Source organism: Gluconacetobacter azotocaptans, assembly GCF_014174355.1.
Taxonomy (GTDB): Bacteria; Pseudomonadota; Alphaproteobacteria; order Acetobacterales; family Acetobacteraceae; genus Gluconacetobacter; species Gluconacetobacter azotocaptans.
Genome location: NZ_JABEQF010000005.1, coordinates 294,486 through 317,841, shown reverse-complemented (window position 1 = coordinate 317,841; position 23,356 = coordinate 294,486). Strand labels below are relative to the sequence as shown.

General features: G+C 67.6%; 20 protein-coding genes and 1 pseudogene. 15 read left to right on the top strand and 6 right to left on the bottom strand.

What is annotated here, in order from left to right; all coding sequences use genetic code 11:
* Positions 1-18: 18 nt before the first annotated feature.
* The 6 genes from amaB to argE all read left to right on the top strand — a co-directional run bounded on the left by amaB (position 19) and on the right by argE (position 6,512).
* Positions 19-1,545, top strand: coding sequence for an L-piperidine-6-carboxylate dehydrogenase (amaB, locus tag HLH34_RS09080; RefSeq protein ID WP_183119242.1), 1,527 nt, complete (start codon positions 19-21; stop codon positions 1,543-1,545).
* 150 nt (positions 1,546-1,695) lie between these two features.
* A complete protein-coding gene (locus tag HLH34_RS09075) occupies positions 1,696-2,601 on the top strand; it encodes a delta(1)-pyrroline-2-carboxylate reductase family protein (protein ID WP_183119241.1) in 906 nt (301 codons plus the stop codon).
* Between the two features lie 5 nt (positions 2,602-2,606).
* Complete coding sequence (locus HLH34_RS09070; RefSeq protein WP_264784143.1) at positions 2,607-3,461, top strand: DNA/RNA non-specific endonuclease; 855 nt, start codon at positions 2,607-2,609, stop codon at positions 3,459-3,461.
* Between the two features lie 5 nt (positions 3,462-3,466).
* On the top strand, positions 3,467-3,724 hold the full coding sequence (locus HLH34_RS09065) for a hypothetical protein (RefSeq protein ID WP_240162076.1): 258 nt from the start codon (positions 3,467-3,469) through the stop codon (positions 3,722-3,724).
* Positions 3,725-3,924: 200 nt separating this feature from the next.
* On the top strand, positions 3,925-5,358 hold the full coding sequence (locus HLH34_RS09060) for a purine-cytosine permease family protein (protein WP_183119239.1): 1,434 nt from the start codon (positions 3,925-3,927) through the stop codon (positions 5,356-5,358).
* Entirely contained in the window at positions 5,355-6,512 is a 1,158-nt protein-coding gene (gene argE / locus HLH34_RS09055) for an acetylornithine deacetylase (protein WP_183119238.1), read from the top strand. Before HLH34_RS09060 ends, argE begins: the two co-directional genes overlap by 4 nt.
* A gap of 21 nt (positions 6,513-6,533) precedes the next feature.
* Here the strand turns inward: argE and HLH34_RS09050 are convergent, their stop codons facing one another.
* Positions 6,534-7,445: an alpha/beta hydrolase gene (locus HLH34_RS09050; protein WP_183119237.1), complete on the bottom strand. Its 912-nt coding sequence runs from the start codon at positions 7,443-7,445 to the stop codon at positions 6,534-6,536.
* Here HLH34_RS09050 and HLH34_RS09045 point away from each other — a divergent pair.
* The 9 genes from HLH34_RS09045 to HLH34_RS09005 all read left to right on the top strand — a co-directional run bounded on the left by HLH34_RS09045 (position 7,433) and on the right by HLH34_RS09005 (position 18,279).
* Positions 7,433-7,759 (top strand): hypothetical protein, encoded by a 327-nt coding sequence (locus HLH34_RS09045; RefSeq protein WP_183119236.1) that lies wholly within the window; start codon positions 7,433-7,435, stop codon positions 7,757-7,759. The genes HLH34_RS09050 and HLH34_RS09045 overlap by 13 nt on opposite strands.
* Entirely contained in the window at positions 7,662-8,558 is an 897-nt protein-coding gene (locus HLH34_RS09040; protein ID WP_183119235.1) for a GlxA family transcriptional regulator, read from the top strand. The genes HLH34_RS09045 and HLH34_RS09040 overlap by 98 nt, the downstream gene beginning before the upstream one ends.
* Positions 8,559-8,691: 133 nt before the next feature.
* Positions 8,692-9,996, top strand: a complete 1,305-nt coding sequence (locus HLH34_RS09035; protein ID WP_183119234.1) for a M24 family metallopeptidase — start codon at positions 8,692-8,694, stop codon at positions 9,994-9,996.
* Entirely contained in the window at positions 9,993-10,673 is a 681-nt protein-coding gene (locus HLH34_RS09030) for an isochorismatase family protein (protein WP_183119233.1), read from the top strand. Before HLH34_RS09035 ends, HLH34_RS09030 begins: the two co-directional genes overlap by 4 nt.
* Before the next feature lie 129 nt (positions 10,674-10,802).
* Complete coding sequence (locus HLH34_RS09025) at positions 10,803-13,172, top strand: TonB-dependent receptor domain-containing protein (protein ID WP_183119232.1); 2,370 nt, start codon at positions 10,803-10,805, stop codon at positions 13,170-13,172.
* A 22-nt stretch (positions 13,173-13,194) separates the two neighbouring features.
* The gene (locus tag HLH34_RS09020) at positions 13,195-14,823 is read left to right on the top strand and encodes an ABC transporter substrate-binding protein (RefSeq protein ID WP_183119231.1); all 1,629 of its coding nucleotides are present in this window, start codon (positions 13,195-13,197) and stop codon (positions 14,821-14,823) included.
* A 62-nt stretch (positions 14,824-14,885) separates the two neighbouring features.
* On the top strand, positions 14,886-15,839 hold the full coding sequence (locus HLH34_RS09015; RefSeq protein WP_220792096.1) for an ABC transporter permease: 954 nt from the start codon (positions 14,886-14,888) through the stop codon (positions 15,837-15,839).
* The gene (locus tag HLH34_RS09010) at positions 15,836-16,678 is read left to right on the top strand and encodes an ABC transporter permease (RefSeq protein WP_183119229.1); all 843 of its coding nucleotides are present in this window, start codon (positions 15,836-15,838) and stop codon (positions 16,676-16,678) included. The genes HLH34_RS09015 and HLH34_RS09010 overlap by 4 nt, the downstream gene beginning before the upstream one ends.
* The gene (locus HLH34_RS09005) at positions 16,675-18,279 is read left to right on the top strand and encodes a dipeptide ABC transporter ATP-binding protein (protein ID WP_183119228.1); all 1,605 of its coding nucleotides are present in this window, start codon (positions 16,675-16,677) and stop codon (positions 18,277-18,279) included. The genes HLH34_RS09010 and HLH34_RS09005 overlap by 4 nt, the downstream gene beginning before the upstream one ends.
* 24 nt (positions 18,280-18,303) lie before the next feature.
* On the opposite strand, the gene HLH34_RS09000 is transcribed toward HLH34_RS09005, so the two are convergent.
* The 5 genes and pseudogenes from HLH34_RS09000 to ada form a co-directional block, all read right to left on the bottom strand.
* Positions 18,304-19,221, bottom strand: coding sequence for a LysR family transcriptional regulator (locus HLH34_RS09000; RefSeq protein ID WP_183119227.1), 918 nt, complete (start codon positions 19,219-19,221; stop codon positions 18,304-18,306).
* A gap of 60 nt (positions 19,222-19,281) precedes the next feature.
* Positions 19,282-20,580, bottom strand: a complete 1,299-nt coding sequence (locus tag HLH34_RS08995) for an Hsp70 family protein (RefSeq protein WP_183119226.1) — start codon at positions 20,578-20,580, stop codon at positions 19,282-19,284.
* A 211-nt stretch (positions 20,581-20,791) separates the two neighbouring features.
* A pseudogene (gene alkB, locus HLH34_RS08990) lies at positions 20,792-21,375 on the bottom strand (DNA oxidative demethylase AlkB).
* 73 nt (positions 21,376-21,448) lie between these two features.
* The gene (locus HLH34_RS08985; protein WP_183119225.1) at positions 21,449-22,153 is read right to left on the bottom strand and encodes a 2OG-Fe(II) oxygenase; all 705 of its coding nucleotides are present in this window, start codon (positions 22,151-22,153) and stop codon (positions 21,449-21,451) included.
* The gene (gene ada, locus HLH34_RS08980; protein WP_183119224.1) at positions 22,150-23,232 is read right to left on the bottom strand and encodes a bifunctional DNA-binding transcriptional regulator/O6-methylguanine-DNA methyltransferase Ada; all 1,083 of its coding nucleotides are present in this window, start codon (positions 23,230-23,232) and stop codon (positions 22,150-22,152) included. Before ada ends, HLH34_RS08985 begins: the two co-directional genes overlap by 4 nt.
* Positions 23,233-23,356: the final 124 nt, after the last annotated feature.

The window sequence follows — 23,356 nt, the reverse complement described above, 5'->3', positions numbered from 1 at the left end:
GTTCTGACAGGATATCCGATGCCCGATCTTTCCGCCGAAACCCGCTCCCTTCTGGCCTCGCTCGACATTCCGGCCGACGCGCTGGCCGGCGATATGCCCGTTCGCTCGCCGGTCGATGGGCGCGAGATCGCGCGGGTGGTCGCCGCGACGCCGCAGGTGGCGCATGAGGGCATCGCCGCCGCCCGCGCCGCCTTCCTGGCCTGGCGGCTGGTGCCCGCGCCGCGCCGGGGCGAACTGGTGCGTCTGCTGGGCGAGGAACTGCGCGCCGGCAAGGAGGCCCTGGGCCGCCTGGTGTCGATCGAGGTCGGCAAGTCCCCGTCCGAAGGGCTGGGCGAGGTCCAGGAGATGATCGATATCTGCGACTTCGCCGTCGGTCTGTCGCGCCAGTTGCACGGTCTGACCATCATGACCGAACGGCCCGAGCACCGCATGATGGAGACGTGGCACCCGCTGGGCGTGACGGGTGTGATCTCGGCCTTCAACTTTCCGGTGGCGGTCTGGTCGTGGAACGCGGCGCTGGCGCTGGTCTGCGGCAATTCGGTCGTCTGGAAGCCGTCCGAGAAGACGCCGCTGACCGCCCTGGCCTGCGCGGCCATCTTCCGCCGCGCCGCCGCCCGTTTCGCGGCATCGGGGAGCGCCGTGCCCGACGGGCTGCTGGTCCTGCTGAATGGCGGGCGCGAAATCGGCGAGATCCTGGTCGATCATCCGGACGTGCCGCTGGTGTCGGCCACGGGATCGACGGCGATGGGCCGCGCGGTCGGCCAGCGCCTGGCCGCCCGCTTCGCCCGCGCCATCCTGGAACTGGGCGGCAACAATGCCGCCATCGTGACGCCCTCGGCCGATCTGGAACTGACCCTGCGCGGCGTCGCCTTTGCCGCCATGGGCACGGCGGGGCAGCGCTGCACCACGCTGCGTCGCCTGTTCGTGCATGACAGCATCTATGACGGCTTCGTGGCGCGCCTGAAATCGGCGTACGAATCGGTGACGGTCGGCAGCCCGCTGGACGAGGGCAATCTGGTCGGGCCGCTGATCGACGCGGCGGCGATGGAGCGCATGCAGCAGGCGCTGGATGCGGCGCGCGCCCTGGGGGGCGTCGTGACCGGCGGCAATCGCGAAAAGGCCGAGGATTTCCCCGACGCGTTCTACGCCCGTCCGGCCCTGGTCGAAATGGCCGAACAGGCGGGCCCCGTGGTGGACGAGACGTTCGCGCCCATCCTGTATGTCATGAAATACACCGATCTGGACCAGGCGATCGCCGCACAGAACGCGGTGCCGCAGGGCCTGTCCTCGGCGGTCTTCACCACCGACCTGCGGCAGGCCGAACGCTTCCTGTCGGCGGCCGGGTCCGATTGCGGCATCGCCAACGTCAATATCGGCACGTCGGGGGCCGAGATCGGCGGTGCCTTCGGTGGCGAGAAGGAAACCGGCGGCGGCCGCGAATCCGGCTCGGACGCGTGGAAGGGCTATATGCGCCGGGCGACCAACACGATCAATTACGGCTCCACCCTGCCGCTGGCGCAGGGCGTGTCGTTCGATATCGGGTAGTTACGCCTCAGGGTTCGGCCCTGAAACCCGCCAAAGGCCATTGGCCTTTGGCAACCGATCTGCTTACCCATGATCGGGGTCCAGGGCCTCGGACCCTGGCGGGTTCGGGCCAAGCCCGATCCTGTCCCTGATCTGACCGGAACATCCGTCATGAACACGTACGATGCAAAGGCGACGGCCGGGCTTCTGCCCTACGCCGGTCTGGTCGAGGCGCTGGAGGCGGCGATGCCGGCCTATCGCGACGGCGCCATCCTGTGCCCCGAACGGCAGGTGATGCAGGCGCCGTCGGGCGCGGGCGTGCTGCTGTCCATGCCCTGCGCCGGCCCGGATCTGCTGTGCCACAAGCTGGTCACCGTCTATCCGGACAATCCCGCCCAGGGCCTGCCGGCCATCCACGGGCAGGTGACGTGCGGCGACGCGCGGACCGGGCAATTGCTGTTCACCCTGGACGGCCCGGTGACGACTGGGCGCCGGACGGCGGCGGTGACGCTGGTGGGGATACGCCGGCTGCTGCCCCATGCCCCGCGCCGCATCCTGGTCATCGGCACCGGCGCGCAGGCCGATGCCCATGTCCAGGCCCTGGCCGACACCTGGCCCCAGGCGGCGGTGTTCGTGCAGGGGCGTTCCGTGGCCCGCGAACGCGCGGTGACCGAGCGGACGGGCCTGCCGGTCGGCTGCGTGTCGGCCGGCGACGATCCGGGCGATGTGGATGTGGTGATCCTGGTCACGACGTCGCATGTGCCGCTGTATGACCTGCCGGCCTGGCCCGGGCGCCTGATCGTCGGGGTCGGAGCCTTTCGTCCCGACATGGTGGAAATCGGCGCCACCACCATCGGCGGCAGCGTCCTGTATGTCGACGACCCGGTGGGTGCGCCGGTCGAGGCCGGGGACTACATCCAGGCCGGCGTGTCGTGGGACCAGGTTCGCCCCCTGGTCGATGCGATCGACGGCCCTCCGCCGCCGGCCGAACGGCCGGTGGTGTTCAAGAGCGTGGGTTGCGCCGCGTGGGATCTGGCCGCCTGCCGAGTGGCGCTGCGGCAGATGGGGGCCGTCTGAACCGCGTGCCCTGCCGCCGCCCGCGCGGCATCCGCATCGGCCTTGCGCTGCTGTGCCTGGCCCTGGCCCCCGATCGCGCGTGGGCGCAGGCGGCGTGCCCGGCGTTCGGTGTCGGTGATGCCTTGCCGACGCTCGCGCGGCCGGCGCTGGCGGTGCGGACGCATCTGCTGTGCAATCGGGCCTATGCCGTGCTGGCGTCGGGCGTGTCGCGCGGTCCGCTGTGGTCGGCCGAACATCTGACGGCGGCGGCCGTCGCGGCCGCCGGTTCCGTGCCGCGTACGGGCGTTTTCGCTGCCGATCAGCGCCTGCCGCCGTCCGACCGGGCCGAAATCGATGATTTTCGCCGTTCGGGCTATGATCGGGGCCATATGGCGCCCTCGGGCGACATGCCCGACGACGCGGCGCAGCAGGAGAGCTTCCTGCTGTCCAATATCGTGCCGCAGGCCGGCGACCTGAACCGGGGCATCTGGGCCGGGATCGAGGAGGCGGTGCGGAAGCTGGCCCGGCGGGACGGCGATCTGTACGTCGTCACCGGCCCGGCCTTTCACGCGCGCGACCTGTCGCGCATCGGCGGCCATGTGCTGGTGCCGACCTCGACATGGAAGGCGGTCTATGACCCGGCGCGGAACGGGGCCGGGGTCTATGTCTGCCGCAACCGCGCCGTGCGCCCGACCTGCAACGAAGTGACGGTGGACACGCTGATCCGTGTGGTGGGGATCGATCCGTTTCCCGCCCTGCCGGATGCGGTAAAGGCGGCCCGCTTCGACCTGCCGCATCCCGATGCCGGGCCGGCCGATCGCACGACGCGCCGGCAGATGCGCGAGATCGAGCGCCTGTGGCGCAGATGGCTGAAGGGGTAGGGAACATGACGCGACGCCTGGTACCGTTCGCCGACGACACGATGTCGGAAACCATCGACGGCATGACGATCGAGAACGGGCGCGACGCCATCGCGTTCTACGGCCGGACCGACCTGACGCGCGACCGGTCGGGGCTGGACCGCGCGCGTCGCCTGCTGGCGATGCTGCAGGGCGTGGTCGCGGCGCTGGAAGCCGACCCTGGCCTGCCGGACGCCGTGCCCGGCCCGAAAGCGCCGGACCGGGTACGCAATCCGTTCGATTGATCGCGTAGCGGTCATTGCTGCAAGGATGGCCTGATCCCCGGCGAAACCGCGCTTGCGCGTCATGATTATGAAGTTGCGCCGTGCGGCCGCCTGCGCATCTGTTGCGTGAACGGATCGGGTCGTGAAACATGATGTCGCGCCGCGGCGGCGCATTTCGCCTGCCCGGACCGATCCGGCAGCCAGGACAGGGGACAGGACGGATGGCTCTGACGACAGAGGGCGCTGCGGCCGGAATCGAGACGGGAACGATCTATCGCATCCCGCATGCCCAGCGGCATGGCCGGTCGCGCGATCTGTTCACCGTCTGGTTCGGGTCCAACATGATGATGCTGACGGTCGTGACCGGCGCGCTGGCGACAACTGTCTTCCATCTTTCGCCGCTGGTGGGCCTGCTGGCCGTCGTGGTGGGCAATCTGGTGGGCGCCGTCTTCATGGCCCTGCACGCGGCGCAGGGGCCGGGCCTGGGGGTGCCGCAGATGGTGCAGACGCGCGGCCAGTTCGGATCGCTGGGCGCGGTGCCGGTGACCGTGCTGATGGTGGTGATGTACGTGGGCTTCGCCGCGTCGAACCTGGTGCTGGGGGGCGAGGGGCTGCAGAGCATGGCGCCGGGCCTGGGGCGCATGCCGGGCATCCTGATCATCGCCGCGCTGGTCGTGCCGCCCGTCATCTGGGGATATCGCCTGATCCATGCCGCAACCCGGATGATGACGGTGCTGTGCGGCGGGGCGGTGCTGCTGTCGCTGCTGTGGGTGGGCGTGCGGGCCGGCGGGATGGTGGGCTGGACGTCGGGCGGCGCGTCCGTCACCGGCATCCTGGGCGCGTTCTCGGTCTCGGCCCTGTGGCAGATCGCCTATGCGCCGTACGTCTCGGATTATTCGCGCTACATGCCGGCGGACGAACGCGGGATGCGCATGGCGTTCCATGCCACCTACTGGGGGACGGTGCTGGGGTCGGCCCTGCCGATGGCGCTGGGGGTGGTGCTGGGCGGGCTGGCGCACGGCGCGCCGGTGGTCGCGACGATGTCGGGCCTGCTCGGCCCCGCGGCGATGCCGGTCATGGTGATCCTGTCGGTGGGCATCGCGGTGACCGATGCGATGAACGTGTATTGCGGCACGCTGTCGTCGCTGACGGTGCTCCAGACCTTCTGGCCGCATGCCCGTTTCGGACCGGGCTGGCGGGTGGGCATGGCCGTGGTCCTGATGGTCGCCGCCCTGCTGATGGCCTTGTTCTTCGCCGGCAGTTTCATGGAAAGCTATACCGAATTCCTGAACCTGCTGATGGCGGTGCTGGTGCCGTGGACCGCGATCAATCTGGTGGATTACTACCTCGTCCGGCATGGCGCCTATGACGTGGACTCGTTCTTCCAGGCGGATGGCGGGATCTACGGCTACGTCAACGGACCGGCGATGATCTGCTACGCAGTCGGGATCGCGGTGCAGGTGCCGTTCCTGTCGAACGCGCTCTATACCGGCCCGCTGGCGCGGGCGATGGGCGGGATCGACCTGTCCTGGCTGGTGGGGCTGGCGGTGACGGCGCCGCTCTATCTGTGGATGGCCGCGCGCGCCGGCCTGAACGACGTGTCGGGCGTCGTGCCCGATGGCGGGGCGCCCGTCGCCGCGGGGAACGGGCCATGAGCCGGACCGTCGATTTCCTGGCCCGCCTGGTGGCTTTCCCCACCATCAGCCGGCAGACCAACCTGCCGCTGCTGGACTGGGTCGAGGGCGAACTGGCGGCGACCGGGGCGCGCATCCGCCGCCTGCCGGGCGACGTGCCGGGGCGCGGCAGCCTGCTGGCCACCATCGGCCCCGACCGCGACGACGGCATCGTGCTGTCGGCGCACAGCGACGTGGTGCCGGTGGCGGGGCAGGACTGGGCGTCCGATCCCTTCGTTCTGACCGAACGCGACGGCCGGCTGTATGGGCGCGGCAGCAGCGACATGAAGGGGTTCCTGGCCTGCATGATGACGGCGGCGCACGAGGCGGCGGGGCGCCCGGCGCTGGCGCGTCCGCTGCATCTGGCCGTGTCGTATGACGAGGAAATCGGCTGCGTCGGCGTGCGCTCGCTGCTGCGGCAGTTGCGCGATGACGGGTTCCGCGCGGCGGGCTGCGTGGTGGGCGAACCGACCGATCTGCACGTTGCGGTGGGGCACAAGGGAAAGGTCGCGGCGACCATCACCTGCACCGGGCGGGCGGCCCATTCGGCCAATCCGTATCTGGGTCAGAACGCGATCCTGATGGCGGCCGACATGGTGCGCGCGATCGAGGCCCTGCAACGCGACCTGGAACGGGACGGCGCGCGCGCCGACGGCTATGCCGTGCCGTTCGGCACCGTGCAGGTGGGCATCATCCAGGGCGGCACCGCGCTGAACATCGTGCCCGACCGCTGCCAGGTCGCGTTCGAGATGCGCCTGCTGCCGGGCGACGACTCCGCGCCCTATCTGGAACGGCTGCGTCAGGCCGCGGCGCACATCGTCGCCGAACGCGCCCCGCCTTCCGGCCCCGGTGGCGAGATCGCGATCGCGGTGGATAACGCCTATCCGGGGCTGGTGCCGGACACCGGCTCCGACGTCTGCGCGCTGGGTCTGGCGGCGGCGGGGCGGAACGAGGTCGTCAGCGTCGGTTTCGGGACCGAGGCCGGGTTGTTCCAGGAACAGCTCGGCCTGCCCTGCATCATCTGTGGCCCCGGGTCGATCGACAGGGCGCACAAGCCCGACGAATATATCACGCGCGCCGAACTGGCGGAGGGGGACCGCTTTCTGGCCCGGATGATCGACGCGCTGGCAGTTTGAAGGACGCCTTTGTACGTTCGCTCAGCTGTGGAGCGCGTGTGCCGGCCGGTCGCCCGGCCCGGGCGTCGAAAGCGGTCCCTGGGCCGTCAATGTACCAATCCATGTCGAAGCGCGGGCCAGTTCGATCTGTGCGGTCGGGTCCTGTCCTGCTCCCTTGAGGAAACTGTGGTCCTGATCGGGGACGATGACCAGCCGTGAATGTGGGTTCTGTCCTTCGATGGCGTGGAACAACCGTATTGAATCGTCGAATATCGCATCCCGCTCCGCCGCGACGACATAGGCGGGTTGCGTGATCCGGGATGCGAACGCGGTCGGCCAGACCGGATTGCCTTCGGGGCCCGCGCCGCGCAGACGATCGTACATGATGGAGAGCGTGCCACTGTCCAGCCCGTTTTCCGCTGTTCCGCGGCGCGTGATGCTTTCGCTTTCCACCTGTCCGTATCCGCCATAAAACAGAATCAGGCCGCGTACTTTTTGCCGTTCCGCAACGGTCATGCGGTGCAGTCCCCACAGGCTGACGCAGGCGCCGGCGCTATCCCCCGCCAGGAATATCCCCGCATCTTCTCCAATGACGGCCAGCATCGCGCGGCAGGCCGCCACGGCGTCATCGGCCTGGGCGGGGAAAGGGTGTTCGGGCACCAGGCGATAGCGCGCCGACAGCACCCGCAGGCCCGTCATGTGGGCAAGCCATGCCGTGACATGGCGGTGGGTTTCCGGGCCCCCCGCGATGAAGCCCCCACCGTGGAAATACACGATGACGTCCTGTCCGCGGCGCGTGTGCGGGTCCGCCATCAGGCCGCCGCGAAACAGTCCGGATGGCGGGAAGGGCGTCTCCGTCACATCGTCCGGCAGCGGCCCCATGGTCTGCGCGGCATCGCGCGCATGATGCTGCCGCAGCAGCGCCGCGGGAGAGAAAGACCATGAAACAGACATACTCTTCCTTCCTTGCCGATGGGGCCGGCAATGATGCGCGTGGCTTCCCGTTGCCGTTGACCATGTCCGGCGGCGCATACAGGATCATGGGATACGCGATTATTCAATCTTCAAAACGGATCATTGATTTTGGCTTCACGGATATCGTTGCATGCCGCCGCGTCGCCGGAAACGTCGCCGATCACGTTTGCGATCCTGGTTTTCCCGGGATTTCCGATGATGGCGTTCAGTTCCGTCATCGAGCCGTTGCGCGCAGCCAACAGTCTGACGGACCGGGCATGCTATCGCTGGACGACCGTCGGCCTGTCGCATGACGAGGTGGCGGCCTCGAACGGCGTGGTGATCCATCCGACGGAATCGGTCGAGGAGGCTTCGCTGGCGGACAGGATCGTCGTCTGTTCCGGCGGGGACGCCGATTATCTGGTGGCCGACCAGGCCGTGAGATGGATACGGAAATGCCTGCGTCACGGTGCATCGTTGGGCGCGGTGGCCGACGCGTCCTTCTTCCTGGCCAGGGCCGGTTTTCTGGACGGGCACGCCTGCACGCTGCACTGGACCAGCCAGTCGGCCTTTGCCGAGAATTTTCCTCAAATCGATCTGCGACGAGACATTTATGTCATTGACAGAAAACGCTTTACCTCTGCCGGTGGCATCGGCTGCCTCGATATGATGCTGGACATGATCACGCGCGACGTGGGCAGTGAAGTGGCGGCCGGCGTGGCGGAGTGGTTTGTCCACAGTCCCTTGAGATCGAGTGTGGACCGCCGGATGATGCCGTTGCGCCTGCGAACCGGCATTCAGCATCCGTTGGTGCTCTCGGCAATCGCCATCATGGAGGACGAGGTCGAGGAGCGGCTGCTGATGACCGACCTGGCCGACCGGCTGGCGGTATCGGCAGATCGGCTGGAACGTCACTTCAGGGCGGAAGTCGGGATGCCGCCCGGGCAATATTACCGCCAGCTCCGCCTGCGCCGCGCCAAGGACCTGCTGGCCCATTCACGCCTGCCGGTGCGCGAGATCGCCCTGGCGTGCGGATTTTCAAACATGTCCAGCTTTGTGCGGGCATTCAGGCAACAGCACGGCTGCTCACCGAGCGGCGCGCGGCGGCGATAGGCGCCGGCGGTTTGTCGCCAGTTGTTTCGGGAACGCATTTAGCGGATTTCGGCACAATATTAGCGGTATCCGGCACAGGGTCGGGCCGCGGTCTCGTCGCATGCTCCCCCAATCAGGCGGAGGTGTCACAGGCATGAAGACGGTCGTTTTTAACCCCGATGATTGTGCGGATGTGGATTTCTCGGAGCGGATGCGTCATCCCGCCGGGGGGGATTCGGGTGGTGGCATGTGGCTGTCCGATACCGAGCCCGCCTTCATCGATGTCGATGCGTTGCGCAAGGGGCGCCTGGCGCGGCTGCGGGCATGGATGGTGAAGGCCGGCTATGGCGCCGTCGTTCTGTTCGATCCGTACAACCAGCGCTATGCCACCGGATCGCGCAACATGTTCGGATATTTCCTGCGCAATTCCACGCGCTATTTCTTCGTGCCGGCGCAGGGGCCGATTATCCTGTTCGAATATCCGCAGACGTACCACGTGACCATGGTGCTGGACACGGTGGACGAGGCCCGGCCGTCCCGCCTGGTCTGGTCATCGGTTTCCAATCGCGACGAAGAGACCGCCGACGCGTTCGCGGCCGAAATCGCCGACCTGCTTCGGCAACATGGCGGCGGATCGACGAAGATCGGCCTGGATCGCTGTGCCCATCTGCATGCCGTGGCCCTGCAGAAACAGGGATGCGTCGTCCAGGATTGCCAGGGGGAAATCCTGGCGGTCCGTGCCGTCAAGACGCCCGAGGAAATCCGCTGCCTCCAGGTCTCGATGGCCGGATCGGAAGCCGCGGTCGCCTCAGTGCGCGACGCGATCAGGCCCGGGGTTTCGGAAAACGAACTGTTTGCCATCATGTATCAGGAAGTCATCCGGCAGGGGGGCGAATTCATCGAGACACGTCTTCTGTCCTCCGGCCAGCGGACCAACCCCTGGTTCAACGAGGCCGGGGGCCGCAAGGTCCGGCCCGGTGAACTGGTGGCGCTCGATACCGATACGATCGGGTGTTACGGATATTATTCCGATTTTTCACGCACGTTTCGGTGCGGTCCCGGCCGCCCGTCGGACGAACAGAAATTTCTGTACCGTATGGCCTACGAGCAGGTGCAGCATAACATAGAGCTGATAAAGCCCGGCATGGCGTTCCGCGAAATTGCGGAAAAGGCATGGAAGATCCCGGATCGCTTTGTCGAGCAGCGCTATACCTCGGTCATGCACGGGGTCGGCATGCACGGCGAGACCCCGTTCATCGCGCACGCGATGGATTACGATACCTATGGCCGCGAGGGGCATCTGCTGCCGGGGATGGTCGTCAGCGTCGAGAGCTATATCGGCGAAAAGGGCGGCCGCGAAGGCGTCAAGCTGGAGGACGAGGTGCTGATAACCGAGACCGGCACCGAGCTCCTGTCCCGCTTTCCCTATGAGGATGCGCTGCTGGGGAGGGAAATATGAAGTGTCGGCTGGCCGCGCCGGTCGATCGGCTGGCGCTTCTGTGCATCGATCTGCAGGAAGAACATCGCCAGGATCCACGCTATCTGGTCGAGGGATTCGACGCGGTGCTGGCGCGGGTCGCCGCGTTGCAGGTCGCCGCACGCGCGCATGGCGTCGCGGTCATGCATGCCCAATATGTTGTCGATCGCGCCGCAGAGGACCTGCCGCCCTTCCATCCCCTGTCGTCGGACGGCAGGTCGGCGTTCAGCGACCGGGACAGCCCCCTGTCCGGCCTGTGTCCGGAAACGCGGCCTGATGGCGCCGAAGCTGTTCTGACCAAGTCGGCGGCCAGCATGTTCGCCGCCGGTCTGGACGAGAGGCTGCGGCGAGCGGGGATCGAGTGGGTGATGATCACCGGTGTCTGGACCGAGGCCTGTGTCGACGCGACCGTCAAGGACGCCGTTGCCCGCGGGTACCGCGTCATCCTGGTCAAGGATGCATGCGGCAGCGCCAGCGGGGCCATGCACCAGACGGCGGTGCTGAATCTCGCCAATCGGCTCTATGGCGGCGCCGTCGTCGATACCGCGCGTGCCATCCGCCTGCTGGCCGGGCAGACGGCGGACGGCTGGATGGTGCAGGGGTCGGTTCCGCTGCGCTTTACCTACGATAACGCCGCGGCGCTCTACGATGCGCTCTGACGGGCGGCCCGTGGGGTCGATCAGGGCGCATAACATTTCGAAATCAAAACGATAAAGGCGCATCGCCTTCGGCCGGGTGCTGGGCGGATTCATCGGACCCGGGCCTCAAGACTGGAAAGGAATAACGGCATGAAACGAGTCTTTTGCCTTCTGACCTCAGCCTCCGCCCTGGCGTTGGCGGCGACGCAGGCCCATGGCCAGGTGCGCCCCGCGTCGGGTGTGCAGACCCGCCCGGCCGCTGTCCCGCATGTCGCGCCGCCGCGCAAGGGCACGGTCCTGCGCGCCGCGCATCCACCCCCGGCGAGCACCGAGGAGATTTCGGTCTTCGGCGGGGGATCGACACGGCAGATGACCTCGGTCAGCGCACGCATGATCGAGCAGCTCGCGCCCGGGACCACGGTGCTGAAGGCGTTGAACAGGCTGCCGGGCGTCAATTTCCAGTCGGCCGATCCGTTCGGCGCGTATGAATATTCGATCAGCCTGTATGTGCGTGGCTTCAGCGCCGCCCAACTGGGTTTTACGCTGGATGACATTCCCCTGGGCGATCAGACCTATCCGTCGTGGAACGGGCTGGCGCAGAATCGTGCCGTCATTTCCGAGAATGTCGGCCGTGCCAACGTATCGCAGGGTGCGGGCGCGCTGGGCGTTGCCGCCACCAGCGCCCTGGGCGGCGCGATCCAGATCTACACCGCCGACCCCAGCAACCGCATGGGTGGAACGTTGCAGCAGACATTCGGCAGCAACGACACGTTCCGTACGTTCGCGCGCTTCAACAGCGGGCGCCTGAACAGGTCGGGGACGAAATTTGCCCTGTCATATGCCCATACGACGCTCGACAAGTGGAAAGGGGCGGGCGGCAACATCGCCGATCAGGTCAATTTCAAGCTGGTGCAGCCCATTCGCAACGAAAGCAAGGCATCGCTCTTTTTCGATTGGGACCAGTCTCAGCAGGCCGATTACCAGGACCTGTCGCTTGACGATATTTCGGCGCTGGGCCAGCGGTGGGACAATTATTTCCCCGATTACGCGGCCGCGTACAACGCGGCGCTGGGCATCTATACGCATGGTGAGACGCGGGCCAGCGACCCGAAGGACGCCGCCTATTACGCCGGGAACACCATCCGCCGTGATTTTCTGTCGGGCCTGACGTTCGACCTGAGGCTGACCGACCGTCTGCGATCCAAGACGACGTTCTACGGATCGGGAGAATCCGGCGAGAGCAGCTGGTGGAATCCGTATGTCATGTCGCCCAACGGCGCGCCGATGATCCAGCGTTCGACCAATCCGTCGAACGAACGCTTTGGTTTCCTGTCGTCAGGCGAATATACGCTCGGCCGGAACACCATCGAGGGTGGCGTCTGGTACGAACACAATACGTTTACGCAGTTGCGGTACTACTACAACGCCCCGCTGCTGACGCCGGGCATCCAGGTCGATCCCTTCGTCTGGCCGACCGGCGCCTTTGCAGAGCCCTGGGGGTACCGGTTCAATACCAACACGTTTCAGTTCCATCTGCAGGATACGTTCAGGGTCACGCCGAACATCACGCTTCAGGCGGGATTCAGGTCCCTGTATTCCCGCACCTCCGACCAGATCCTGGCGAACGATCCCCTCTATACCGGCCTGCCGTCGCTGCCCAGCGGCAGCATGACGGCCGCCGATGCGTTTCTGCCCCAGTTCAGCGGCCGGTGGCGCTTTCTGCCGCAGCACGAGCTGTTCTTCGATATTTCAAAGAACATGCGCACTTTCCCCCCTTCGGGATTCAGTTCGACGCCTGCCAGCCCGTGGTCGGTCGCGACCCAGGGGCAGTTCGACCAGTTGAAGAAGACGCTGCATCCCGAATCCGACTGGGTGTACGAGGCCGGGTATCGTTTCACCAGCCCGTATTTCGTGGGGCTTCTGTCCGCGTACCGTGTCGATTTCTCGAACCGGCAGCAGGCGCTGACATATGGAAACTTTGCCTTCTCGACGTCGATCCTGACGAATGTCGGGTCGGTCCAGACCAATGGCGTCGAGGCCAGCGGGACCCTGACGCCGTTCCGCCATATCCCGTGGCTTCGTATGCTGTCGCTCTATAACAGCATCAGCTACAATCGCTCTCTGCTGCGGAACGACTATACGCAGATGGGGGTGCAGTATCCCGTGCGCGGCAAGAACATACCCAACATGCCGCAGCTGATGTATAAAGGGTCGCTGTCGTACAGCTATCGGGGTTTCTCGGCAGATCTCGACGTCAACTATCTCGGCCATCGGTATCTCGATTACATGAACGAGGCGCGGGTCCCGGGCTATTGGCTGACATCCCTGGGTGCGTCGTACCGGTTCGGGTCGATTGGGCCCCTGGATAATCTGACCTTGCAGTTCAACGTGTATAACCTGACCAACATCAAATACATCGCCACCATGGGCGAGGACGGAAACCCGTCGCAGGGCGATTACCAGGCCCTGATGCCCGGGGCGCCGCGGCAGTTCTTCGGCACGGTGCGGATGGATTTCTGACCGTGCATCGCATGAGGCCCCGATGACGATGGCACATGACGACAATGGCAGGATCGGGCCGGCCGCATCGGCGGCCGGGTGCGATGCCGATGCCGTCCGCTGGCTGCGGGATGGCATGGCGCGCGGACGGTTTCCCCGTCGCGATGCCCTGCGCATGCTGGCGGTCCTGGGTGCCGCCGGCGCCACGGGCGTCGCCGGCAAAGCGGCAGGTGCGCCCACGCCGGTGGACACCACGCTACGCATCGCCTGCCACGTGATGGAAATGGACGACCCGAGCGCGGTCACGTCGTTCGAACCCTCGAACATCTTTCGCAACTGCCTGGAATATCTCGTCCGGATCGACGGCGACGGCATTCTGCGCCCTCATCTCGCCGAAAGCTGGGCGCCGTCCGACGACCTGCGGCGCTGGGACATCAGCCTGCGCCGGGACGTCTTCTGGTCGAACGGCGATCGTTTCGAGGCCAGGGACGTCGCGGCCACCATCGGCCACTGGCTGGCCCCGGAGTCCGTCTCGGTCAACAAGACCCTGTTCGCGGATGTGCGGGGGGTCGAAATCGTGCACCCTTTCCTTGTCCGCATTCATCTCGCCCGGCCCATGCTGTCATTGCCGGACATGCTCTTTGCGGTGACATGCCCGATGCTGCATCGCGCCTTTCCCGGATCGGGGCGCCCGTGGACGGATGCTCCGGTTGGGACCGGGCCATACCGGCTCGACCATTTCCGGGTGGGCGAGGAGGCACGGCTGATACGGCGCGCCGGATATTGGGGGGCCACGCCGCCGACGCGGACGTTGCGCTTCATCGACCTGGGCCAGACGGTGTCCACCCAACTGACGGCCCTGTCGGACGGCCAGGTGGATATACTCTACCGGATGGATGCGTCGGACGTTCCGCTGGCCTCGCGGCTGCCCGGGGTGCGCATCGTGGATTGCCTGTCGGCGCAGACATGCTGCTTTCGCATGCGCACCGACACGCCGCCCTTCGATGACTGGCGCGTGCGGCGCGCCGTGCAACTGTCCGCAGACAATGCGCAGATGCTGCGGCTGGGCTATGCCGACGCGGGCAGCGTGGCGGCGAACTGTCATGTCGCCCCGTTCCAGCCGGATTACGGTCCGGTCGCCCCTGTGCGCCGCGACGTTGCGCAGGCGCGTCACCTGCTGGCGGATGCCGGGCATCCCGATGGAATCGACCTGGTGCTGGGCGTCGGCAATACCCAGGGGCCGTGGGAGCAGAATACGGCGCAGGTCCTGCAACAGAACGCATCGGATGCCGGCATCCGCATCCGGCTGGATGTCCTGCCGCCGAACGAGTACCTGACGATCTGGTCCGACATTCCGTTCGGTTTGACGTTCTGGTCGCAGAGACCGCTGGGGATGATCACGCTGGACCTGGCCTATCGCAGCGGGTCCGCGTGGAACGAGACCCGGCTGCGCAATCCCGACTTCGACGCGGCGCTGGACGCCGCCATGCGCAGCGTCGATCCGGTGGCCTGCCGCGCGGCGATGGGGCGCGCCGAAGCCATCCTGCAGGACAGCGCGGCGATCGTGCAGCCATTCTGGCAGAAGAAGTTTACCGCCGTTTCGACGCGGGTCCGCGGATATCGGCTGGATCCGGCTGACTGTCTCGATTTTACTTCGGCGTACCTGGCATGATCCGAATTCGTTCCCCGTGGCCGACAGTGGTCCTGCACCGTTTGGGCGGGATGGTTCTGGTCATGCTGGCTGTCTCGTTCCTGCTGTATGGCGTTCTGGAAATCGACGCATCGGCCATCGCCACCAAGATTCTGGGGCAGTTCTCGACGCCGGAACAACGCGCGATCTGGCTGTATCGGAACGGTTACGACCGGCCGTTCCTGTGGCGCTACGCGCAATGGCTGGGCAGGTTCGTCACAGGGGACTGGGGGCGTTCCCTTCACGACCATGTCGCTGTGCGCGCATTGGTTCCGCACCGGCTGGGGGCATCCCTGGCGCTGTGCGCCATCACGATGGCGGTCACCGTGCCGCTGGGGCTGGGCGTGGGAATCGTATCCGGCCTGTATGCCGGCAGATGGTTGGATACGGTGCTGTCGGCGGCGGCGATCATGGCCACGGCCATTCCCGACTATGCCAGTTGCGCCTTCCTGTCCGCGATCTTCGTGGTGGGCCTTCACTGGCTGCCCGGCGCCAGCACGATGACGGACGGGTTCGACCCGCGGCAGATGGTGCTGCCCGCCTCGGTGCTGATTCTGTACTGCGCCGGTTATCTGGCCCGTGTGACAGGTGCCGCAATCCGCGCGGAGATGGGGCGTCCTTATGTCCGGACCGCGTGGTTGAAGGGTGCGGGGCGCGGGCGGCTCGTGCTGCGCCATATTCTGCCCAACGCTCTTGCCGCCCCCGTTACCGTCATCATGCAGCAGGTTCCATGGCTGCTGTCGGGCATGCTCGTCGTCGAAATATTCTTCGGCTATCGGGGTTTCGGATCGTTGCTGTACACCGCCGCCATGAACGGTGACCTGCCGGTCGTCGAGGCCTGCACCATGCTGAGCGTGGCGTGCGTGACATGCGCGCAATTCGTTTCGGACCTGCTGACGACCCTGCTCGATCCCCGGGCGCGCGGCGTCTTCGCTCCACGGCCGGCGGCCCCCCCGCAGGATGCGCCCGCCGCCGCGACCGGGCGGACGGTGCCATGAGGCGTGTCGGCGTTCTGCCCCTGCGTGCGTGGATCGCGCTGGGGGTGGCGGGCTTCTGGCTTCTCTGTGCGTTTGCGGCCCCCCTGCTGAGCCCGTTCGACCCGTTGCGCAGCGGGTCGCCGCTGCTGCTGCCGCTGGCACGGGACGGGATGGGGATGCATCTTCTGGGCACCGACATGCTGGGGCGAGATATCCTCAGCCGCCTGATCTGGGGGGCCCGTCCGGTTCTGCTGTGGTCCGTCCTGGCGACGGTCTGCGCCTATGCCGTGGGCATCGGCGGCGGCATGGCCGCCGGCTACGCCTCGGGCGCGGCGGACCGCCTGTTTTCCTTCCTGGCCACGGTCATGCAGTCCTTTCCCGTGCTGATCCTGTATCTGCTCATCGTCATGCGTCTCGGGGCCTCGGGATTCAACATCATCGTCGCGGTCACGTTCTCGACGGCGCCGGCCATCTTTCGCATCGTGCGTGCGCTGGTCGCCGCCGAGCGTGGCAAGGACTACGTTCTGGCCGCCGTCATGCAGGGTGAACGCCCATGGCGGATCCTGCTGTTCGACCTTCTGCCCAACGTCGCCGGGCCCCTGCTGGTCGATGCCTGTCTTCGGCTGGGGTATACCGCCATCACCATCGGTCTGCTTGGCTTTCTGGGGCTGGGCCTGCCGCCGCCGACCCCCGACTGGGGCAGCATGATCAACGAGGGGCGCGGCATGGCGATCGTCTTCCCGCATCTGATCCTGTTCCCGTGCCTGGCCATTTCCTCGCTGATGCTCAGCCTCTCGGTTCTTGCCGACGCCCTGGGGCATCGGGGCGACAGCACCCCCCTTCGCAGGACGAACGCATGAGCACGCCAGGCAGCCCCGTCCTGTCGATCGCGCACCTGACCGTGACGCTTCCGGCCGGCGCCGATCGGCCGGCGGCCCTTCACGACGTGTCCCTGACCGTCAACCGGCGCGAGATCGTGTGTCTGGTCGGCCAATCGGGTTCGGGCAAGTCGGTGCTCTCGGCGGCGATCATGGGGGCGCTTCCGTCGCCGCTGCGTATCGCCGGCGGGCGCATCCTGTTCGACGGCAGGGACGTGACCGCGCTGGACGAGCGGCAATGGCGAACACTGCGCGGCGCGGCCATCGCCATGGTCTTCCAGGAGCCCATGTCCTCGCTGAATCCCGCCATTCCGGTCGGACGGCAGATCGAGGAAGTCCTGATCCTGCACCGCCCGTCGATGCCGGCGCCGGCACGTGCGCGGCGGGTCGTCGATCTGCTGCAGGACGTGCATCTGCCGGAGCCGGAGGCGATCGGTACCCGTCTGCCGCACCAGCTTTCGGGCGGCCAGTGCCAGCGGGTCGTCATTGCCATGGCTCTGGCGCTGGACCCTGTCCTGCTGATCGCCGACGAACCGACCACTGCGCTGGATGTCACCACCCAGGCGCAGATCCTCTCTCTGCTGCGGGAACTGCGCGACCGGCGGGGGCATGCCGTTCTGCTGATTACCCATGACCTGGGGGTCGTCGCGGATATTGCCGATCGCGTCGCGATCATGAGGGCGGGCCGGATCGTGGAATGTGGCGATGCCCGCACGGTACTGACCGCGCCCGCGACACCCTATGTGCGTGAACTGGTGGCCGCGTTTCCGCATGGCATGCCGGGCCGGCCCGCGTCGGGCGTTCCATCCGGCGGCCCGCCCGTCCTGGCGGTGCGGGGCCTTGGCAAACGGCATGGCGCCTTCACCGCCCTGGCCGACGTGATGTTCGACCTTCACCCTGGCGAGATGCTGGCCGTCATCGGGGAATCCGGCTCGGGCAAAAGTACGCTCGCCCGCATCCTGTGCCGCCTGCTGCCGCCCGATTGCGGAAAGGTCGTCGTGGCCGGCGCAGACTTCTCGACGCCGCTGCGCCGGCGTGGGCGGCCCGACGGCAACCCGGTCCAGATGGTGTTCCAGGATCCGGCAGGTGCGCTCAACCCGCGCCGGAGCGTGCGTGCGATACTGGAGCGCGCGGCCCGTATCGGGGGCATGACACGTCAGCAGGCAGCGCGGCAGGCGGTGTCCCTCCTGGCCATGGTCGGGTTGCCGGCGGACGCGCTTGACCGCACGCCCCACGCCTTTTCGGGCGGACAACGCCAGCGTATCTGCATCGCCCGCGCGCTGGCCCTGCGTCCGCGTGTCCTTATCGCGGACGAGAGCGTGGCGGCGCTCGACCCGCCCATGCAAAGGCAGATCCTGGACCTGTTCCTGCGGCTCAAGGCCGAGACCGGGCTGGCCATCCTGTTTATCACGCACGATCTGCGCCTGGCCGCCCATACCGCCGACCGGATCGCGGTCATGCGGCGTGGCCGGATCGTGGAAGTCGGCGCGGCCGCCGATGTGTTTGCAACACCGTCCGACCCGTATACCAGGATCCTGCTCTCCGCGCTGCCCGGTCAGCACTGGCACGGGCTGGCAGGCTGAAGACGTCCGGCGGCAGGTGCGCTTTCAATCCGTGCCGGGCAGGGGGCGGTTGGCCAGGATCTCGCCGCACAGCGACAGGAAGGCGGCCGTGCGGGGGGTACGGCGCAGGCCGGCGATCCGCGCGGTGCCGTATTTCAGTTCGCGGTGCGCGCCTTTCAGCGCCAGGTAGGACAATGGCCGCCCGTCCAGCGCCGCGCGGTTGCGGGGCCGGGCATTGGCCAGGCTGTATCCCACGCCCCGGGCCACCAGGCTGCGCACCACGTCGATGCTCTGGAACCGGCCGGCGACCTGCGGGGTCAGGCCCGCCTGGCTGAACAGCATCAGGAAATAGTCGCGCGACAGCGGCAGGTCCAGCAGCAGGAACGGGTCGGACGCCAGTTCGGCCAGGGCCACCGTCCGCCGCTTGGCCAGCCGGTGGCTGGCCGACACGAAGGCGAAGGGGGGCAGGGTGGCCAGCGGTTCGAATTCCAGGTCGGCGGGGATGTTCAGGTCGTAGGCCAGGAAGGCGGCGATGTCCCCATTGCGCAGTTTCTCGATCAGTTCGCCATGGTGGCCGGCCACCACCTTCAGCCGTGCGCCGGGGTGGCGGGCCTCGAAGGTCTGGATCAGGTCGGGCACCACCAGCGGATACAGCGTGGTCATGCATCCGACTTCCAGCAGGCCGTCGATCCGCTCGGCGATCGTCGTGCCGGCGGCGTCCAGATCCTGCGCCTGTTGCAGCAGGACCCGCGCTTCACGCAGGAAAACCTGGCCTTCGGCGGTCAGCGACAGGCCCAGGGCATGGTGGCGGATAAACAGCGGAATCTGGAACACGTCTTCCAGATGCGCGATGGCGGCCGAGATCGAGGGTTGCGAGATATGCACCAGCCGCGACGCGGTCGTGATCGACCCGCTTTCCGCCGCCGCCACGAAATATTCGATCTGCTTCAGGGTGAATCGCATGGCGGCCTCCGTCCGGGGTGTATCTTTTCCCGCCGGGGCCGGGTTGGCAAATCCGGCGGGTCAGGTCCCGCCCATCAGGGCCAGGCCTTCGGCGACCGACACGAACTCGCCGCCCGCATTGACGCGGTCCGCGCCGAACCGGTCGACGAACAGGGCGCGCACCGCCGGCACGAAAGATGTGCCGCCGGTCAGGAACACCCGGTCGATATCGCCCGCCTGCAGCCCGGCCCGGTCCAGCGCCGCCGACACCGCGTCGTCGAACTGCGCCAGGTCGGGGGCGATCCAGCCTTCGAATTCGGCGCGGGTGATGGTGCGTTCGATGCGGATGTCCTTGTGCGCGAAACGCAGGATGGTGCTGTCCGAATGCGACAGCGCGCTTTTCGCGGCGCCCACGGCACGGTAAAGCGCCTGGCCCTGCTGGTCCTCGATCAGGGCCATCAGCGCCCGCAGACGGTCCGGTTCCGATGCGGTGCGGGTGACGTCGGCGATGGCGCGCAGCGTCTGCGGCGTGCGCATCAGCGACAGGCGATGCCAGCGCGCCAGGCTGGCGTACCATTCGATGGGAACCGGCAGCGGCTCGCCGCCCATCACGCGATAGGTGCTGTTGCGCCCCAGGCAGGGCGAGACCACATTGTCGATGATGCGGTAATCGAACTGGTCGCCGGCGATGCCCACGCCGGCATGGCCCAGCGGCAGCGCGCGGCGCGTGTCGGCCGGGTCGAAGCGCAGGACCGAGAAATCGCTGGTGCCGCCGCCGAAGTCCCCGACCAGGATGGTGGCCGGCGCGTCCAGGCGCTGGGCGAAGCGCCAGCCGGCGGCTTCGGGTTCCAGCGCCACCGCGATACCGCCGAAGCCGGCTGCCGAGAAACCATCGCGCAGGCGCTGTTCGCCGAACGCATCGTCGGGCATCTCGCCGGCGAAGCGGACGGGCCGGCCGACGGTGGCGTGCACCTCGGCCGGGTCGATCCCGACCTCGCGCATCAGGCAGGCCAGGAACTGGCCGACCAGCATTTCCAGGGTCAGCCGGCGGCCCAGCAGCCGCGTCTCGCGGAACGAACTCTGCGCCAGGTACGACTTCATGGACATGATCAGCCGGCTTTCCGCCGGATCGTCCAGATAGGCGTCGATTGCGGCGGGGCCGATGGATTCATGCACCGTCAGGCGGCCGCGCGCCTCCTCCTGCCACAGGCACAGCAGCGTGCGGCAGGTGTCGGCGTCCGGGTGGCCGGGGAAGGAAAAGCGCGTGGTGCGCGTGTGCCCGTCCGGTCCGGCGATGACCACGACGCTGTTGGTCGTGCCGAAATCGATACCGATCCAGGTGCGGTTCCTGAGGGGTGTGTTCGGGGCGGTCGATGACATGGAGGCGTGCATAGGTGCCGCCGCCGCCGATGTCCATCCGGGCTTTGGAGGCTGTTTTAAAAGTGGGCCTGCCGGCGATCCGACGCGCGTTTCCTGCGCTTCGGTGCTCACGGCCCACAAGGCCGCTCCGCTCCGATGCTCGGAAACACACGCCGGGCGTGCCGCCGGGCGGCATTCTCGCTCGTCATACCCACTTTATAAAACAGCCTTTTTAGAGCGCCTGCCGGAACGTCAGGTTCAGGCGGACCCGTCCGGTCAGGGGATGAGTTCCCTCGGCCAGCGTGTGGATGCCGTGATAGGTCAGGCGCGCCGGGCCGCCCCAGACCACGACGTCGCCATGTTCCAGCGGGACGCGCCGCACCCGGTCGGTCCGCGCCGGTCCGCCCCACAGGAACAGGGCGGGCAGGCCCAGCGACACCGACACGATGGGCCGGCTGAAATCCCGTTCGTTCCGGTCCTGGTGCAGGGTCAGGCGGGTGCCGGGGTCGTAGCGGTTGATCAGGCAGGCATCCGGTTGAAACCCGGCGAAGCCTGCCTGTGCGGCCGCCCGCGCGGCCAGGGCGGCGCAGGCGGCGGCAAGGCGGGCCAGGGGCGGCCGGTCGCGGGATCGACCGGCACGTAACGATAGCCCGCCCGATCCGACACCCAGCCGGCCTGACCGCAATTGGTCATGGCGACCGACATCGTGCGTCCGCCCGGCGTCGTCATGCGGCGGAACGGTGCCGTGGCCACGATCTGGTCGATGGCCGCCAGCAGCGCCGGCGCATCGTCCCGTGCGAAGCCGCCCAGCAGCATCGCCCCGGGCGCCAGCACCTGGTCGCGCCGGGCGGTAAACAGGTCGAACGACGGATGGCCGGGAGGGGCGGGATCAGGCGGCATCGTGGAATATGATCCCCAGCGTGTGGCGTCGGCCCGACCGGACGGTGCCGACGCCGTGGCGCATCGCCACCCGGTAGGGGCCGCGCGTGCCCTGGACCGGCCGGTGGTTGACCGCGAAGACGACGGCATCGCCCTTGTCCAGTGGCACGACATCGGCGCGGGACTGCATGCGCGGGCGCTGTTCGGTCAGGATGAAGCCGCCCCCGGTGAAATCGTCGTCAGGGCGCGACAGCAGGATGGCGACTTGCAGCGGAAAGACCTGTGCGCCGTACAAATCCTGATGCAGGCAATTATAATCCCCCGGTCCGTAGCGCAGCAGCAGCGGCGTCGGGCGGCACTGTCCGGCCGCATGGCAGGTTGCCAGGAAATCGGCATGGCGTGCGGGAAAGCGCTCCGTCAGGCCCATCCGGACGTGCCATGCATTGGCGATGGCAGCCAATGGCGGATAGAGCGTCGTGCGCAATGTCTGCACCAGGGGCGGAAGCGGATAGGCGAAATATCTGTACTCGCCCCGCCCGAACCCGTGCCGTTCCATCACCACACGCGACCGGAACCCGTCCGGCCGGTCATACAGGCCGGCGACCGCGTCGGCGTCGGCAGGGGGCAGCAGTCCGGGCAGGCAGGCCCAGCCGCGTGAGTCCAGCGCGTCGGCGACGTGGGTCCAGTCGGGCCCCGGTGTGGCGTCCGGAATCATGCCGACGCCTCGCGCGCGATCAGGGCGCGCTTGCGCGCCACGCCCCAGCGATAGCCCGACAGCGACCCGTCCGTACGCACCACACGGTGGCAGGGAATGGCGACGGCCAGCGCATTGGCGGCACACGCCCCGGCTACCGCGCGCACCGCCCCCGGCGCGCCGATCTGCCGGGCGATCTGGGTGTAGGTCGCGGTCCGGCCGGCGGGAATGGCGCGCAGCGCGGCCCAGACCCGGTGCTGGAACGCCGTCCCGCGGATGTCCAGCGGCAGGTCCAGCCCCAGTTGCGGGGCCTCGACAAAGCCCACCACCCGGGCCACCAGCGCATCATACGCCGCATCGCCGGCGGTCAGGTCGGCGTTGGGAAACCGGTCCTGCAGATCGCGGGCCAGTGCGTCCGGATCGTCGCCCAGCGTGATGGCGCAGACCCCCTTGTCGCTGCTGGCGACCAGCAGCGCACCCAGCGCACACTGGCCGATGGCAAAGTGCAGGGTCTGGCCCGCCCCGCCATTGCGCCAGGCGGCGGGCGTCATGCCCAGCAGATCCTCGGCCGCCTCGTAGAACCGGCTGCTGGACCCATATCCCGCATCGAAGATCGCGGCGGTGACCGTCGGCGCCTCCGCCAGGTTCCGGCGCAGGCGCGCGCCGCGCCGGGCCACCGCGTAATCGCGCGGCGTCAGGCCGGTTTCGGCCTTGAACAGCCGGTGGAAATGGGCGGGGCTCAGTCCCGACGCGCCGGCCAGTTGGTCCAGCGACGGCATGTCTTCGGCCTGGTCGATGGCCCGGCAGGCCCCGGCCACGATCGCCGCGTTTCGCATCGGGCGGGGCGCGTCGTCCGGCCGGCAGCGCAGGCAGGGCCGGAAGCCGGCCGCCCGCGCATCGGCCGGCGTATCGTGCAGGCGCACATTGACCGGTTTCGCGGTGCGCGACGGGCAGGAGGGCCGGCAATACACGCCGGTGGTCGCCACCGAATACCAGAAGAGGCCGTCGGCGGACCGGTCCCGCGCGACGATACGCGCCCAGCGCGGGTCGCGCTCGGTCGCCTCGTTCCGCGCCAAAGCGGTGCATATCTCTGTCGGCATGTCCCTGTTCCTGTCTGCTGCCGTGGCCATGGAGCAGATCATGGGGATTCATCCTTGTCCGTGCATCCCGTTTCCTGCGCTCGAATTTCCAGGCGCCTCCCTCGATCGGGGTCAAGGCCCTCAG